Here is a 16884-nt window from a genome sequence, read left to right as displayed (position 1 = left end):
GAAATGATACTGAAACCCGGTGAGGCGGCCCATGCCGCCTGTGTAAAAGAAAGTCACATCCCCTGAGGCGCCTCCTCCCCCCCTGAGGCGCCTCACATCACCCGGCGCATCTCACATCACCCGGCGCACCGCCGCCTGCCAGCCCTGGTAGCGCCGTTCACGTTCCTTCTCCTCCAGCGACGGCAGGAAGGAGCGCTCGCAACGCCAGTGATCACCCACATGGGCCAGATCGCTGTACCAGCCGCACCCGAGCCCGGCCAGATAGGCGGCGCCCAAAGCCGTGGTTTCGGTCACGTCCGGGCGGTCCACCTGGATCCCCAGCACATCCGCCAGGGTCTGGCTGAGCCAGTTGTTCACCACCATGCCGCCATCCACCCGCAAGGTGGTGGGCCGCCGCCGGCAGTCCGCCGCCATCGCCTCCAGGAGGTCCCGGGACTGGTAGCAAACCGCCTCCAGACCGGCGGTGACCACCTCGGCGATACCGGTATCCCGGGTCAGCCCCAGCAAGGCACCGCGGGCATGAGGATCCCACCAGGGCGCTCCCAGCCCGGTGAACGCCGGTACCAGATAGACGCCGCGCGAGGAACCGGCACGACGCGCCAGCGCCTCGGTTTCACTGGCGTGGGAAATCAGATTAAGGCCGTCGCGCAGCCACTGGATGGCGGCGCCGGCGACGAAGATGGAGCCTTCCAACGCGTAGGTGGTTTCGCCGCCGAGGCGATAACCCACGGTGGTCAGCAGGCGGTTCTCCGAGGTCACCGCGGCGCCGGTGTTCATGATCATGAAGCAGCCGGTGCCGTAGGTGCTCTTGACCATGCCCGGCTGGAAACAGGCCTGTCCCACCAACGCCGCCTGCTGGTCGCCGGCGATCCCCGCCACCATCACCGGCGCTCCCAGCAGCTCCGGCGCGGTGACCCCGAAATCACCGGCGCTGTCACGCACCTCCGGCAGCAGGGCGGCGGGGATGTTGAACAGGCTCAGCAGGGTATCGTCCCAGCGCTGCTCGTGAATATTGAACAACAGCGTGCGCGAGGCATTGGTGGCGTCGGTGGCATGCACCTTGCCACGGGTGAGCTTCCATAACAGCCAGCAATCAATGGTGCCGAAAGCCAGATCACCGGCCTCGGCCCGCGCCCGGGCCCCTTCCACAGTATCCAGTAGCCAGGCCAGCTTGGTGGCGGAGAAATACGGGTCAAGCAACAAGCCGGTGCGCTCGCGCACGGTGTCCTCGTGCCCCTGATCCTTCAATTGCTGGCACAAGGCGGCGGTACGACGGTCCTGCCAGACGATGGCGGGCGCCACCGGTTCACCGGTGGCACGGTCCCACAGCACCGTGGTCTCGCGCTGGTTGGTGATTCCGATGGCCGCCAGCTGCGCCGCCTCCACCGCGGCGTTACGCAACGCCTGCCGGCACAACGCCAGCACATCATTCCAGATTTCCTGAGCGTCGTGCTCGACCCAGCCGTCCTGGGGGAAATGCTGCTTGAACTCCTTTTGCGCCTGCCCCACCGCGGTCCCATCGCGATCAAACACAATGGCGCGGGAACTGGTGGTGCCCTGGTCGATGGCGAGGATGTACATGAAAACCCCGGGAATCAGTTAATAATTAATAGTGAACAGTTAACAGCGAAAGACAAAACCAAAGCGCAAAAAACGAGGCAAGGAGCTCAGCACCCTTCGATATCGCTTCGCGCGCTGTCAACTATTCACTATTCCCTGTTAATTGCTCTTCTTATCTTCCCAGCACATGCTGGCGCTGCTGTTCGCGGGGCAGGATAACCTGGAAACGGGCGCCGCCCCAGTCGCTTTCCAGCACCCTCACTTCGCCGCCGTGCCAGTCGACAATACGCTTGACGATGGACAGCCCCAGGCCGTAGCCGCCGCTGGCACGATGGCGGGATTGGTCCAGGCGGGCGAAGGGTTTGAACACCCGCTCACGTTGATGTTCCGGGATCCCCGAACCGTCGTCGTCCACGTCCAGCACCACCCGTTCACCGTCTCCTTCCAGGCGTATGGTCATGCGAATGCGCGCCTGCGCGTAGCGCAAAGCGTTGGTGACCAGATTCTGCAGGATACGGTGCAGGTAGCGGGGGTCGCCATCCACGGCCAGGGCCCGGTCCCCTTCCACGTCGATCACGATGTCCCCGCGAATCGTGTCCAGTTCCCCTCGCAACTGCTCGCACACTTCCACCAGATACACCGGCTGGAAATCGATGGTCGGCGTGCCCTGCTCCAGCCGCGCGTAGGTAAGAATCTCATCGATCAATTGATCCAGTTGGTCAATGTCCCGGTCCAGAGCATCCAGCCGCTCCCGGCGGGCCTCGGCGGATTCACTGTCGGCCAGCATTTCCAGGCCGAAACGCAGCCGCGCCACCGGCGTGCGCAACTCGTGGGAGACCGCCCGGGTCATCTCCCGCTGAGCATGGATCAACCGGCGGATGTGGGCGGTCATGCCGTTGAAAGTGGCGGCCAGTTGACCGATGGAGTCACCGCCGCGAACGTCGGCGTGGGCGGTAAGGTCGCCACCGCCGAGCCGTTTCACCGCGCGCTCGAGATGACGCAGACGGGTTTGCAACGGCCGGACCTGGAGATAGGTGGACAACGCCACCAGACATAAGGCCAGCAAGCTGGCGACCACCAGCAGCTCCCAGGGGAACGGATCGAACAGGGTCATCGGCCCGAGCACCAGCACCCGATGGTCCCCCGGGATAGGCACGTAAAGGTAGAGGGTGGCGTCCCGGCGCGTGCTGTCGGTGAGCAGCAGCACCGTCTCGTTGCGATCCAGACGCTGGTACTGTTCCTCGTCCAGACCGACTTCCCCCCACTCCGCCAGGGACAGCGGAAACCCGAAGTACGGCACCAGCCGCGCCAGGGACTCGGCCCGCTGCTCCGGCGCCACCGCCTTGAGGCGGTCCAGGATCAGACCGGCGGTGGCGCGCGCCTGCTGCTCGGAGAGACGTTCAAGACTGGTAACCAGATAATCGTCGCCGCCGGGAACGTGATACAGCACGGTGATCCGTTCGGACTTCTGGTGTTCGCGGATCACCACCCGGCCTTCGTCCAGGTGCAACCGCTCCCGGTAGGTCAGGCTGAGGTCCGCCCCCGGGTGTATCCGCAGGGACGCGCCAAGCCGGCGGCTCATTTCCCGCAACCATTCGGCACGGTCGGCTCCGGACTGCTCCCGCAGCCCCTCCCCGAGCAGAAAGAAAGTCCCCTCCGCCATGCGCTCGCGGTACTGACCGGCACGGTACTGATTGATCAGATCAACGCCGACATAAGTGGCGGCACCGATGATCAGCAAGGCCACCAGGATGCCACCGTAGATGCGCACAAAAATGCTGTTCAAGAGGCCTCTCCGGTCAACCCGGGCAAGTGGCGCCAACAGCCGGGCCCGCGCCGCCGGCGCCGCTCACGGCACGGCGGGGAAGCAGGCACGGTGCCCTCAACCGGAACTCATTTCCTTGACGAACAGGTAGCCCTTGGAACGTACGGTCTTGATACGCTTGGGATTTTCCGGGTCGTCACCAACTTTCGGGCGGATCCGGGAAATGCGCACGTCGATGGAACGGTCCTGACCATCGTACTGGATGCCGCGGAGTTTCTCGAAGATGGTCTCCCGGGACAGCACGGTGCCGGCATTGGAGGCCAATAACCAGAGCAGATCGTATTCGGCGCTGGTGAGATCCACGGATTCGCCTCTCAGCGTCACTTCACGGGCGGCGTTGTCGATCACCAGGGCACCGAATTCAAGACGGGCCGGTGAGTTGTCACGCTCGTTGTCGGTTTCCACCCGCCGCAGCAGGGCGCGGATCCGCGCCAGCAATACCCGCGGCTTGACCGGTTTGGCGACGTAATCGTCGGCGCCCATCTCCAACCCCAGCACCTGATCCATGTCGTCGGTGCGGGCGGTCAGCATCAGGATCGGCTTTTTGTACGCCCCCCTGACTTCCCGGCACACCGTCAGACCGTCCGCCCCCGGCAGCATCAGATCCAGTACCACCAGATCCGGTTGCTCGGCGCGGATCCGGCGGATCGCGTCTTCCCCATCGCGCACCACGGTAACGGCGAGGCCGTTGGATTCCAGGTATTCTCGAGTCAGGTCGGCGAGGCGGTCATCGTCCTCGACGATCATGATGGTCGGCGGGTTATCCTGCACGGTTGTCATCCCGTCGTTATCCTTATCCGTTTCTGTTCACAAGGGACCGGGTTGCCCCGGTACAAACTGCCCCACCCCCAGTGGCGTGGCGATATTCTTCTTTTAGCGCATACACCCCGGCGGCGGCAACCATGGCGGTGGCGGCAAGATGACACAATATATGGGATAGCGGCGCCGCACTACCAGTGTCATTTCCGGCGCCGGAAAAGACTCACAGAAGTTCACACATTATCCACAGGATTTCCCCAGGCCGGCATCTTGCAAATCCGCCCGCTCGACTATAACTTGTACCCAATCAGAACCAGCAACCCAATATATTGGGTTTTGTAAAATGTCACCGCCCCGTTGTTCGGTCATGGCCGAAGGCAGTTGGAAACGGTGGCGGGCCGGCGCCACGGGGCCGGCGGCAGCTTCTCCCGCTGGGTACCCGGCCCATCCGGGCACACAAGATATAGTGGTATCCAGGCATCACGGGCGCACGGAAAAGGCGGAAGAAGACGGTGAAAGCGGCGCCAGGGCCGCGACGGGCCTCGCGGAAGCAGGTCGCGACACCGGACAGAACACGGATCCGACACCACGGCAGCACCACAACGACGCTGCCCCGGCCAGCCGGGCCGGACACTAAACAGCATCGCACCACACTTTTACGGAGAGGGCATCATGCAAACGGAGATGAATCGCGACTCGCAACCCGACGACCGCGATGCGATCGACATCGAGGACGCAGGCGTATCCACCACCGCCCCGGGCCAGCTGCGCGTGATCAAACGCAACGGCAAGGTGGTTCCCTACGATGACGACAAAATCACCGTCGCCATCACCAAGGCTTTCCTGGCCGTGGAGGGCGGCACCGCCGCGGCTTCCTCGCGCATCCACGACACCGTCGCCCGGCTCACCGAGCAGGTCAGTGCCACCTTCAAGCGCCGCATGCCCTCCGGTGGCACCATCCACATCGAGGAAATCCAGGACCAGGTGGAATTGGCGCTGATGCGCGGCGGCGAACACAAGGTGGCGCGCGATTACGTCCTCTACCGTGAGCAGCAGGCCCGCAAACGCGCCGAGCGCGACAGCCAGTTCCCCGAGCCCACCCATCAGGTGGATCTGACCGTGACCATGGAAGACGGCAGCCGCGCGCCGCTGGACATGGGCCGCCTGGAACACCTGATCCGCGAGGCCTGCCGCGGCCTGGATTACGTGGACGCCGACAAGATCATCGCCGAGACCGTCAAGAACCTGTACGACGGCGTCTCCATCAAGGACGTGAACACCTCCATGGTGATCACCGCCCGCACCCTGATCGAGGTGGAACCGAACTATTCCCTGGTCACCGCCCGCCTGCTGCTGGACAAGATCCGCGCCGAAGCGCTGCAGTACCTGGACGTGGCCGAGCGCGCTAACCAGGAAGAGATGGAAGCGCTGTACAGCCAGACTTTCGCCGCTTACGTGCACAAAGGGATCGAGTGTGAGCTGCTGAACCGGGAACTGGCGGATTTCGATCTGGAAAAACTGGGTGCCGCGCTCAAGGGCGAGCGCGACCTGCAGTTCTCCTACCTGGGCCTGCAAACCCTGTACGACCGTTATTTCATCCACCATAACGACACCCGCATCGAGCTGCCGCAGTGCTTCTTCATGCGTGTCGCCATGGGTCTGGCGCTGCGCGAGAACAACCGCGAAGAGCGTGCCATCGAGTTCTACAATCTGCTGTCCAGCTTCGATTACATGAGCTCCACGCCGACCCTGTTCAACGCCGGCACCCTGCGTCCGCAGCTCTCCAGCTGCTACCTGACCACGGTGCCCGATGATCTGTCCGGCATTTACAGCGCCATCCACGACAACGCCATGCTGAGCAAATTCGCTGGCGGCCTGGGCAACGACTGGACCCCGGTGCGGGCGCTGGGCTCCTACATCAAGGGCACCAACGGCAAATCCCAGGGCGTGGTGCCGTTCCTGAAAGTGGTCAACGACACCGCGGTGGCGGTGAACCAGGGCGGCAAGCGCAAAGGCGCGGTCTGCGCCTACCTGGAAACCTGGCACATGGACATCGAGGAATTCCTCGAGCTGCGTAAGAACACCGGTGACGACCGCCGCCGTACCCACGACATGAACTCCGCCAACTGGATCCCGGATCTGTTCATGAAGCGGGTGGTGAACGAGCAGGAGTGGACCCTGTTCAGCCCCAACGACGCGCCGGACCTGCACGATCTCTACGGTGAAGCGTTCGAGCAACGCTACAACGAATACGAGGAAATGACCCGTGACGGCCGCATCAAGCACTACAAGCGGCTGCCGGCCATCAATCTGTGGCGCAAGATGCTCTCCATGCTGTTCGAGACCGGCCACCCCTGGTTCACCTTCAAGGATCCGTGCAACCTGCGCAGCCCGCAGCAGCACGTGGGCGTGGTGCACTCCTCCAACCTGTGCACCGAGATCACCCTGAACACCAACCGCGAGGAAATCGCGGTGTGTAACCTGGGTTCCGTGAACCTGGCCCAGCACATCGGCGACAACGGCCTGGACCGGGAAAAGCTGGCGCGCACCGTGAAAACCGCCGTGCGCATGCTGGATAACGTGATCGACATCAACTACTACAGCGTGCCGCAGGCGGAGAACTCCAACCTGAAGCACCGCCCGGTGGGCCTGGGCATCATGGGCTTCCAGGACGCGCTGTATAAGCAGGGCATCAGCTACGCTTCCGCCGACGCGGTGGCGTTCGCCGACCAGTCCATGGAAGCGGTGAGCTACTACGCGATCCAGGCTTCCGCCGATCTGGCCGAGGAGCGCGGCGCCTACCAGACCTTTGACGGGTCCCTGTGGAGCCAGGGCGTGCTGCCGATCGACTCCATCGACATCCTGGTGAAACAGCGTGGCGAGGACTACTGCAAGGTGGATCGCAGCCAGACCCTGGATTGGGACAGCGTGCGAGAAAGAGCGCGCAAGGGCATGCGCAACTCCAACGTGATGGCGATCGCGCCCACCGCCACCATCGCCAACATCACCGGCGTATCCCAATCCATCGAGCCCACGTATCAAAACCTGTACGTGAAATCGAACCTGTCCGGCGAATTCACCGTGGTCAACCCCTATCTGGTGAACGCGCTCAAGGAACGTGGTCTGTGGGACAACGTGATGGTCAACGACCTCAAGTACTACGACGGTTCCGTGCAGCCGATCGAGCGGGTGCCGGCGGACCTGAAGGAGCGTTTCCGCACCGCCTTCGAGGTGGAGCCGCGCTGGCTGGTGGAATCCGCCAGCCGACGCCAGAAATGGATCGATCAGGCCCAGTCCCTGAACCTGTACATCGCCGAAGCCAACGGCAAAAAGCTGGATGTGACTTACAAAATGGCGTGGCTGCTGGGTCTGAAAACCACCTATTACCTGCGTGCCATCGGCGCCACCCAGACCGAGAAGTCCACGGTCAACGACAACAAGCTCAACCGGGTATCCGCCGTGGCGGAGGAGCCGGCCCAGTTCGACAAGGCGGCGGATGTACCGCAGGCCTGCTCCATCGACGACCCGGACTGCGAGGCGTGCCAGTAAGGACGCCGGGCGCCTGATGCCCGGCGCCAAACGCCGTTCCATGCGTACGGCGCCGGGCATCAGGCCACTTACAGAATGCACCACCGGTGACGCCAAGACGTCACTCTGAAAGAATGGAGAGAATCATGCTGAGCTGGGACGATTTTGATGCGCAAGAGACGCCCGCCAACAAGCAGCCCCGCGTCACACAGCCGACGCCGCCGCAATCTGAGCCGGTCTCTGAGAAAGCGGCATCTGCACCTCAAGCACCGGCAGCGGGAAGTGCAGCGAATGCTGAACCTCAACAAGAGCGAGGAAGAGCCGCTGACGCCGCCAACGAAAGCCCCCGGGAACGCGCCCTGAGCGACGCCGTGGCCCGCGCGCAACAGGCCGTGGCGCAGATGGACGTGGCCGAGGGCGTGGCGGAGCTGGAAGGCACCGCCGGCCGCGTGCAGGTGGACGACAAACGCATGATCAACTGCCGGGCCGACCTCAACCAGTTGGTCCCCTTCAAGTACGACTGGGCCTGGCAGAAATACCTGGACGGCTGCGCCAACCACTGGATGCCCCAGGAAATCAACATGAACGCCGACCTGGCGCTGTGGAAGCGCGGCGACGGTCTGACCGAGGACGAGCGCCGCATCGTCAAGCGCAACCTGGGCTTCTTCTCCACCGCCGACTCCCTGGTGGCGAACAATCTGGTGCTGGCCATTTACCGGCTGATCACCAATCCGGAGTGCCGCCAGTACATTCTGCGTCAGTCCTTTGAGGAGGCGATTCACACCCACGCCTACCAGTACTGCATCGAATCCCTGGGCATGGACGAAGGCGAGATCTTCAACATGTACCGGGAAATCCCCTCCGTGGCCAAGAAAGCTCAATGGGGCATCCAGTACACCCGTGAGCTGTCCGACCCGGAATTCAAGACCGGCACCCCGGAAACCGACAAGGCGCTGCTGCAGAACCTGATCGCCTTCTACTGCGTACTGGAAGGTATTTTCTTCTACTGCGGCTTCACCCAGATTCTGTCCATGGGCCGCCGTAACAAGATGACCGGCGTGGCCGAACAGTTCCAGTACATCCTGCGCGACGAGTCCATGCACGTGAACTTCGGCGTCGACGTGATCAACCAGATCAAACTGGAGAACCCGCACCTGTGGGATCAGGCCATGCGTGACAAGGCCACTCAGATGATCCTGGAAGGCACCGAACTGGAGATTCAGTACGCCCGCGATACCATGCCCCGTGGCGTGCTGGGTATGAACTCCGCGATGATGGAAGAGTACCTGCAGTTCATCGCCAACCGCCGTCTCACCCAGTTGGGCCTGCCCGAGCAGTTCAAGGGCGTGAGCAACCCCTTCCCCTGGATGAGCGAGATCATGGATCTGCGCAAGGAGAAGAACTTCTTCGAGACCCGGGTCACCGAGTATCAGGTCGGTGGAGCGCTGAGCTGGGACTGAGTCCGCTCCGGGCACTGTGCTGACATTTCGAATCGACCGCGGCCCCCTGGGCCGCGGTCGATGTCCGATAGCCGGCTTCGCATTGTTTCTCCGGCAATGCTTTGGCACCATAAGCACAACCCTTCCCGGAGGCGTGAATGAGCGACCACGAAGATTACGACGGCCATGATAAACAGGAAGCCCGCGAATTGCTCGATACCATTGAGCAGGTGGAAGAAGCTCTGACGGTGATGAGCACCGTGGTGGCCCAACTCAAGGAACAGGTGGCTTCCCACCTGGAAGACGAAACCGAGGAACTGACCGCCGAGGAATTCCTCGAACGCTGCGAGAATCTGGGCGGCACCTGGCACTGACTCCGTCAGGCCGTCCCAAGCGGCCTGTCGGGTTCCTTATCTCCGCGGGGTGCTTCCCGCCGTCCTGGCGCTGTCTGGCGGTTTTTTATTCCGCGACTTATAATCCCTTCACCATGTCTCCCCTGTTTGCTTTGCGGCTTCCGCCGCTCAACCACGCCATCCACAGTGAGTTGTGCTGGCGCCACTATCTGTAGGTCTCCCCACGACTGACGGCCGATCGCCCCTGCCCAGGCGGCTTTGACGGCCCTTCCCTGATACCTCTTTTCCAATTTCCCGGAACCGATCCGGGCTGTTCCATATGGAGACCCGACCATGAATCCGTGGTTGTTCCTGCTGGCCGCCATCGTCACCGAGGTGATGGGGACCAGCGTAATGAAACTGGCCAGCGGCGAAGCGCCGATCACCGGTCACCTGGCCATGTATGTTCTGATCACCCTGTCCTACTACTGCCTGGCACGGGCGGTGGAACATATTCCCCTGGGCGTGGCCTACGCCCTCTGGGAAGCCCTTGGGCTACTGCTGATCGCCCTGGTGGGGCTGACCCTGTTCGCCGAGTCCTTGTCCCTCTGGCAATGGCTCGGCATGCTGCTGTTGTTGAGCGGCATCGCCCTGCTCAAGGTTGGCACCCGCGATTCGGCCGATGAGCAGGGGGAGGCATCATGAGCCCGACTCTGATCGCGCTGTGCTGGTTGCTCCTGGCCGTGGTGCTGGATGTGGTCGCCAACGTCATGCTCAAGTACTCGCGGGGTTTCCGCCGCCGCGTGCCGGCCTTGTTGTCCATTGTCTGTGTGCTGGCCGCCTTCACCGCCCTGACGCAATCCGTGCGCCACCTGGATCTGGCGGTGGCCTATGCCCTGTGGGGCGGCTTCGGCATTCTCGCCACGGTCACCGCCGGCGCGGTGCTGTTCGGCCAGCGCCTCGGCGGCCTGGGCGTATTGGGGATCGTCGTATTGCTGACTGGTCTGGCATTGCTCAAATTTGGTTAAACCCGCGCTGATTGGATAATCCGATGACATCCATCAGCCAATCCACGCGCAACCGCGCGCCCAAGGCGTTATAGTGAGTGACGGCGCTGACCGGAAGGTCGCGCCGTCTTTTTACATATTGCCGCACTGCTGTTCATGTAAGAGTTGCTGCATATGTTGCCGCATATCGAGAGTTGCTGCGTTAGGGAGCCCCTGTTCATGAAAGCGTCGGATCTCTTTGTTCGTGCCCTGGAAGCCGAAGGCGTCGAATATCTGTTCGCCATCCCCGGGGAAGAGAATCTGGATTTGTTGGAGTCCCTGCGGGGGTCCAAGAAAATCAACCTGGTCATTACCCGCCACGAGCAAGCCGCCGGTTTCATGGCCGCCACCTACGGCCGCCTCACCGGTAAGGCCGGCGTCTGTCTGTCCACCCTGGGGCCCGGTGCCACCAATCTGGTCACCGCCGCCGCCTACGCCCAGCTCGGCGCCATGCCGATGGTGATGATCACCGGCCAGAAGCCGATCAAATCCAGTAAACAGGGCCAGTTCCAGATTATCGACGTGGTCGACATGATGCGCCCGCTGACCAAGTTCACCAAGCAGGTGGTCAGCGGCGACACCATTCCCGCCCGCATCCGTGAGGCGTTCCGTCTATCCCAGGAGGAACGTCCCGGCGCCACCCACCTGGAATTACCGGAAGACATCGCCCGCGAACATTCCACCATGCCGGTATTGGAGCCGAGTCTGACGCGCCGGCCCATCGCCGAGGACAAGGCCATCTGCCGCGCCGTGGAAGCGATCCAGAACGCGCGCAAACCGCTGATCCTGGTGGGTGCCGGCGGCAACCGCAAACTGACCAGCAAGATGCTGCGGCAGTTCATCGACAAGCTGGGCATTCCCGTGGTCACCACGCAGATGGGCAAAGGCGTGGTGGACGAAACCGGCCCGCACTTCCTCGGCAATACCGCGCTGTCCGATGGCGATTTCGTGCACCGCGCCATCAGCGCCGCCGACCTGATCATCAACATCGGCCATGACGTGGTGGAAAAGCCGCCGTTCTTCATGCGTCCCGGCGGACCGGAAGTGGTGCACATCAACTTCAACTCCGCCCAGGTGGATCCGGTCTACTTCCCTCAGATCGAAGTGGTCGGCGACATCGCCAACAGCCTGTGGCAGCTCAAGGAGCGTCTCGACCCGCAGGAGCACTGGAGCTTCGCCGATTTTCACCGGGTGCGCGATGCGCTGCAGAAGCACATCAACGAAGGAGCCCGCGACGATCGTTTCCCGATGTTGCCCCAGCGGCTGGTGCACGAGGTGCGCAAGGTGATGCCCGACGACGGTGTCATCGCCCTGGACAACGGCATGTACAAAATCTGGTTCGCCCGCAACTACCCGGCAACCCATCCCAACACGGTCCTGCTGGACAACGCCCTGGCCAGCATGGGCGCCGGCCTGCCCTCGGCGATGGCGGCCAAGATGGTTCATCCCAACCGGCGGGTCCTGTCGGTCTGCGGTGACGGCGGCTTCATGATGAACTCCCAGGAGTTGGAAACCGCGGTGCGCATGGGGCTGGATCTGGTGGTACTGATTCTGCGCGACGACGGCTACGGCATGATCAAGTGGAAACAGAGCCAGATGGACTTCCACGACTTCGGTCTGGATTTCCGCAATCCGGATTTCGTCGCCTACGCCAAGGCCTATGGCGCCGAAGGGCACCGGGTGGAAAGCAGCGATCAACTGGTTCCCCTGGTGGAGAGCTGCTTCGAGGCCGGCGGTGTTCACGTCATCGACCTGCCGGTGGATTACTCCATGAACGACCGCATTCTCAATCAGGAAATCCGCGAGCTGAGCAGCAAGGTCTGAGCCGCTGACACCGTTCCCGCCTGGCGGGAACGGTGTACTCCCCTACCGCAAGTCTTGCAGCCGCACCCAGTCGGCTCCGGGACGCGGGACCCGGAATGATTCCACCAGTCCCCTCTTATCCACGGTCACGAACATCCTCCGCCCGTCCTCGCCGCCGAAGGTCAGGTTAGTCGGGTACGCTCCTTTGAGCCTTACTGTCCGCCGCACCTCTCCAGACGGCGCCACCACCGCGATCTCGCCTGCGCCATACCGCGCCACATACAGATTGCCATCCACATCCGCGCGCAGCCCATCGAGCTTGTGCCGTGGAAATTCCACCAGCACGCGACCACCATCCAGCGCGCCACCGTCCCCAACCTCGAAGACACGGATACGACGCTGCACCGTCTCGGCCACATAGAGCCACCGGCCGTCCGGGCTCAACGTCAGGCCATTGGTGGTGCCCAGATGATCGGCGGCGACACGCGCCTGACCGGCGGGGCTCACATACCAAACCCGGCCCGTGCCATTGTTCCAGTCCGGATCGCTGGCGTAGATGCCCCCATCGGCGGCGATGGTCAGATCATTGGGTTGATGCATGCGTGGCTCGTGAACCCAGACGCTGACGCTGCCGTCATCCAGGTCGATGCGCAACAGATTGTGGCCGCGATGATCGGCGGCATAAAGGAAACCATCGGGGCCAAACCGCAAACCACTGGCCACGCTGCCCCTCGGCAACACCAGCAACAGGCCGGCCTGGAACTGTCCGCTTATCACCCCCAGGGTCCCCGGCCGCTGGTAGTTGACCACCAGCAAACGGCCGTCCGGCGCCACCGCCGGCCCTTCAATACCGCGCGGGAAAGTGCCCTCCGCCACCCAGTCCCTCGACGCCGGCTCCATCGCTCCGACAGGCGCGCACAGCCACAGCAGCGCGACGGCAACACCTGGCCAGAGACACCCTGTGTCCCGGTGGCCACGCCCCTTTATCCCTGTCGCATGATCGCTCATCGAAAACCTCTAACGATTGATTCGATCCGCATTGTATGCTTGTTTAAATCCCGGCACATGGACACCATCATGTCTACTTTCCTGTCTCTTCCCGAGCTTCTGTCGACATTGCTGGGCACCGCCGCGCTCGTCCAGCCGGCTCTTGCCAACGGCGGCTGGTACCAGCCCGCCATGGACGTAAACTGGCAGGTACAGCTCCAGGGCACACCGGACACCCACTACGACGTGGAGCTCTACGTGCTCGACCTGTTTGACACCGAACAAAGCGTGATTGGCGGCCTGCATGCCCAGGGCGCTAAAATGATCTGCTACTTTTCCGCCGGCACTTTCGAAAACTGGCGGGACGACGCCGGGCGTTTCCTGCCCGGTGACAAAGGCCGACGGCTGGGCAACTGGCCCGGCGAACGCTGGCTCGATATCCGCTCACAGAATGTCCGTGAGATCATGGCCGACCGACTCGATCTGGCGGTGGAAAAAGGCTGCGACGGTGTCGACCCGGATAACGTGGACGGCTATTCCAACCACACTGGCCTGCCGCTGACCTACCAGAATCAGCTTGACTACAATATCTGGCTTGCCGGTGAAGCCCACCAACGGGGATTGGCGGTCTCACTAAAGAATGACCTGGGCCAGATCCAGGATCTGGTGGCGCATTTCGATTTCGCCATCAACGAATCCTGTCATGAATGGGACGAATGCGAGTTACTGACACCATTCACTCAGGCCGGTAAACCCGTACTGCACATCGACTATTTGTACGCCAACGATCCGGTCGGTCGCGACCAACTGTGCCTGTACACTCAGGGGCTCGGATTCCGCACACTTACACTGCCGGAACTACTGGATGGCAGCTTCCGATTAAGTTGTAATCCGTGACCTCATGAGCCCTCACGTAGACTTTGAAGACCCCCCCCGGGGTGTCTCTTTTCTGATCGCCGTGCCACGCCAGTTCACAGCCCACGAAATTTGGCAAGCCCCGGATTACCTGCCAACATGCCAGCCTGAACGGCCCAAACCCGGGAGGTTGTGATGTGGTTATCGCACTACTCGACACTGGCACTCTATAACCGGTGGCAGAATCGGCAACACTACCAACTCTGTGCCAAACTGGACGACACCCAGCGCAAGGCGGACCAGGGCCTGTTCTTCCACTCCATTCACGGCACGCTCAACCATCTACTGCTCACCGACCGGCTGTGGCTGGGCCGGTTCCTTGACCGCCCTTTTCAGGTCCGGAGCCTGGATCAGCAGTTGTATGAGGATTTCGATCAATTATGGCGGGAGCGGGACAGTACCGATCAGGCCATTCTGGACTATATCGCCGGACTCGAGGAAAGCCGTCTGGACGGTGAGCTCAGCTACGTCTCGGCTTCCACCGGCCAATCCCGAAGCTATCCATTGCGGCTTTGCCTGACGCATTTTTTCAATCACCAGACCCACCATCGCGGCCAGCTCACCACCGCCTATGGCCAACTGGGCCATGATGTGGGCATCACGGACTTGATCTTCATGCCCTCTCCGTGACGCGAACTGCGGTACTCTGATTCTCAAACGATTGTACTCCCAGGACGCGCCATGCCCGATGCCCTCACTCTAGTCGTGATTCTGCTTGCCACCGCGGTGTTCGCCGTGGTGCTGTTCCGGCGCCTGCATCTGCCACCGATATTGGCCTATCTGGGTGCCGGCATTCTCGCCGGACCAGGCGGCCTGGGCTGGGTGGGCAACACCACGGGCATGCAGTATCTGGCCGAGTTCGGCATTGTGTTTCTGTTGTTTTCCCTGGGGTTGGAATTTTCCATACCGCGTCTGCTCGCCCTGCGCCGGGTGGTGTTTGGCGCCGGGCCGCTGCAAATCCTGCTGACCGGCCTGCCGGTACTGCTGATCATGTGGCTGCTGGATTTCCCACTGGCCATCGCCCTGATCGCCGGGGGCGCTTTCGCGCTATCGTCCACCGCCATCGTGATCCGCGATCTGATCGCCCGGGGCGCGGTCAACACCGGCTATGGCCGCGCCAGCACCGGCATTCTGCTGTTCCAGGATCTGGCGGCGGTGATCATGCTGGTGCTGTTGCCGGTGCTGGCGCACCCGGAAATCGGCGACCCTCTGATCACCGCCGGGACGACATTGGGCAAAGCCCTGCTGTTGTTCTTTGGCATCTACGTGATTGGCAAGTGGGTATTGCCCCGCGCCCTGGAGGAAACCGGCCGCGCCCGCTCCGATGAAGTGTTCGTGATGACGGCTCTGCTGCTGGCGCTGCTGGCCGCCTGGGTGACGCATGCCCTCGGCCTGTCCATGGCCCTGGGCGCCTTTCTGGCCGGCATGATGCTTGGCGAAAGTCACTTCCGCCATCAGATCGAGGCCGATATCCGGCCCTTCCGTGATCTGCTGTTGGGACTGTTTTTCATGGGTGTGGGCATGCTGGTGTCCCCGCAATTATTCGCCAGACACTGGCATTGGATCCTGCTCGGTGCCGCCGCGCTGATGGTATTCAAGTCCCTGCTGGTGACGGCGCTGTTGAAGCTGCTGGGCGAGCGCAAGGAAACCGCCCTGCGCAGCGGTATCATGCTGGCGCAAGGCGGCGAGTTCGGTTTCGTACTGGTGGCCCTGGCGGTGTCACACGGCTTGATGAACAGCGAACAGGCCGGTGTTCTGGTCTCGATCACCGTGCTGACCATGGCGGCCACCCCCGCCCTCCTGGAGCACGGCCGCTTTCTCACCCGTCACCTGCTCCGGCGCTGGGAACAGGAACCGGACACCCCGGCGGTGGACGAGAATACCACCGGGCATGTGTTGCTGTGCGGTTATGGCCGCGTCGGTCAGAACCTGATGCGCTATCTCAACCGCTTTCATCATCAGGCGGTGGCCATCGATACCGACCTGGTGCGGATTCAGGAGGCCAGCCAGGCCGGCGAGCGTATTATCTTTGGCGACGCCACCCGCAAGGAGATCCTGGAACGGGCGGGCATTCATCGCGCCAGCTTGCTGGTGGTGACCTTCGACGACGCACGCCAGGCCGAGCGTATCCTGCATACCGCCCATCAGCTGTGTCCGGACTTGCGAATTCTGGTGCGCACCCGCGACGACACCCATCTGGATGAATTGCTGCAGGCCGGTGCCGCCGAAGTGGTGCCGGAAGTGCTGGAAGCCTCGCTGATGCTGGTGGCCCATGCCCTGATGATGCTGGATACGCCGTTCGGAAAAGTGCTGGCCATGCTGCGCCAGAGCCGCCGCGAACGCTACAAGCTGCTGCGCGGTTACTACCACGGCGAATCGCTGCCCACCAGCGACAGCGCCGGCAATCCCTATCGGCTTCTGCACGCGGTCACCCTCGACGAGCAGGCCGCGTGCATCGGCAAAACCCTGGGTGATCTGGATCTGCCTGCCCGTAAGGTGGAAGTGCAGACCCTGCGCCGGCGGGAACAGACCATCAATCACCCCGGCGAGGATCAGACACTGATGGCCGGTGACATTCTCATCCTCTACGGGCCTCTGGAGGCAGTGGAAGCCACCGAGGAAAAATTGCTCGGCGGTTAGCCCGGGTATCTCACCCGCCCGCACTTAACACCGGGCCAATGGGAAATATC

Annotated in this window: 13 protein-coding genes; 9 read left to right on the top strand and 4 right to left on the bottom strand. The window is 62.5% G+C overall.

Annotated elements, in window-relative coordinates; genetic code table 11:
• Positions 1 to 111: 111 nt before the first annotated feature.
• The 3 genes from glpK to CRO06_RS04270 form a co-directional block, all read right to left on the bottom strand.
• Positions 112 to 1581, bottom strand: a complete 1470-nt coding sequence (gene glpK, locus CRO06_RS04280) for a glycerol kinase GlpK (protein WP_055098878.1) — start codon at positions 1579 to 1581, stop codon at positions 112 to 114.
• A 151-nt stretch (positions 1582 to 1732) separates the two neighbouring features.
• Positions 1733 to 3346: an ATP-binding protein gene (locus CRO06_RS04275; protein WP_097057803.1), complete on the bottom strand. Its 1614-nt coding sequence runs from the start codon at positions 3344 to 3346 to the stop codon at positions 1733 to 1735.
• A 96-nt stretch (positions 3347 to 3442) separates the two neighbouring features.
• Positions 3443 to 4165 (bottom strand): response regulator, encoded by a 723-nt coding sequence (locus CRO06_RS04270; RefSeq protein WP_014995605.1) that lies wholly within the window; start codon positions 4163 to 4165, stop codon positions 3443 to 3445.
• 651 nt (positions 4166 to 4816) lie between these two features.
• On the opposite strand from CRO06_RS04270, the gene CRO06_RS04265 reads away from it, so the two are divergent.
• The 6 genes from CRO06_RS04265 (at position 4817) to CRO06_RS04240 (ending at position 12313) form a co-directional block, all read left to right on the top strand.
• On the top strand, positions 4817 to 7693 hold the full coding sequence (locus CRO06_RS04265; RefSeq protein ID WP_097057802.1) for a ribonucleoside-diphosphate reductase subunit alpha: 2877 nt from the start codon (positions 4817 to 4819) through the stop codon (positions 7691 to 7693).
• A 125-nt stretch (positions 7694 to 7818) separates the two neighbouring features.
• Complete coding sequence (locus CRO06_RS04260) at positions 7819 to 9132, top strand: ribonucleotide-diphosphate reductase subunit beta (protein ID WP_055098876.1); 1314 nt, start codon at positions 7819 to 7821, stop codon at positions 9130 to 9132.
• A gap of 137 nt (positions 9133 to 9269) precedes the next feature.
• Positions 9270 to 9485, top strand: coding sequence for a hypothetical protein (locus CRO06_RS04255; RefSeq protein ID WP_097057801.1), 216 nt, complete (start codon positions 9270 to 9272; stop codon positions 9483 to 9485).
• Positions 9486 to 9797: 312 nt separating this feature from the next.
• Positions 9798 to 10148 (top strand): SMR family transporter, encoded by a 351-nt coding sequence (locus CRO06_RS04250; protein ID WP_097057800.1) that lies wholly within the window; start codon positions 9798 to 9800, stop codon positions 10146 to 10148.
• Positions 10145 to 10471: a multidrug/spermidine efflux SMR transporter subunit MdtI gene (gene mdtI / locus CRO06_RS04245; protein ID WP_097057799.1), complete on the top strand. Its 327-nt coding sequence runs from the start codon at positions 10145 to 10147 to the stop codon at positions 10469 to 10471. Before CRO06_RS04250 ends, mdtI begins: the two co-directional genes overlap by 4 nt.
• A 198-nt stretch (positions 10472 to 10669) precedes the next feature.
• Positions 10670 to 12313, top strand: coding sequence for an acetolactate synthase large subunit (locus CRO06_RS04240; RefSeq protein ID WP_097057798.1), 1644 nt, complete (start codon positions 10670 to 10672; stop codon positions 12311 to 12313).
• A 42-nt stretch (positions 12314 to 12355) separates the two neighbouring features.
• Here CRO06_RS04240 and CRO06_RS04235 read toward each other — a convergent pair whose 3' ends face one another.
• The gene (locus tag CRO06_RS04235; protein WP_179746464.1) at positions 12356 to 13192 is read right to left on the bottom strand and encodes an SMP-30/gluconolactonase/LRE family protein; all 837 of its coding nucleotides are present in this window, start codon (positions 13190 to 13192) and stop codon (positions 12356 to 12358) included.
• A 177-nt stretch (positions 13193 to 13369) separates the two neighbouring features.
• On the opposite strand from CRO06_RS04235, the gene CRO06_RS04230 reads away from it, so the two are divergent.
• The 3 genes from CRO06_RS04230 (at position 13370) to CRO06_RS04220 (ending at position 16834) form a co-directional block, all read left to right on the top strand.
• Positions 13370 to 14176: an endo alpha-1,4 polygalactosaminidase gene (locus CRO06_RS04230; RefSeq protein WP_097057796.1), complete on the top strand. Its 807-nt coding sequence runs from the start codon at positions 13370 to 13372 to the stop codon at positions 14174 to 14176.
• 153 nt (positions 14177 to 14329) lie between these two features.
• Positions 14330 to 14824, top strand: coding sequence for a DinB family protein (locus tag CRO06_RS04225; protein WP_097057795.1), 495 nt, complete (start codon positions 14330 to 14332; stop codon positions 14822 to 14824).
• A gap of 51 nt (positions 14825 to 14875) precedes the next feature.
• A complete protein-coding gene (locus tag CRO06_RS04220; protein WP_022995741.1) occupies positions 14876 to 16834 on the top strand; it encodes a monovalent cation:proton antiporter family protein in 1959 nt (652 codons plus the stop codon).
• The last annotated feature ends 50 nt before the right edge of the window (positions 16835 to 16884 follow it).

The organism is Alloalcanivorax xenomutans, from assembly GCF_900217905.1.
GTDB classification, from domain to species: Bacteria; Pseudomonadota; Gammaproteobacteria; order Pseudomonadales; family Alcanivoracaceae; genus Alloalcanivorax; species Alloalcanivorax xenomutans.
This window is presented reverse-complemented; position numbering and strand designations above follow the sequence as displayed.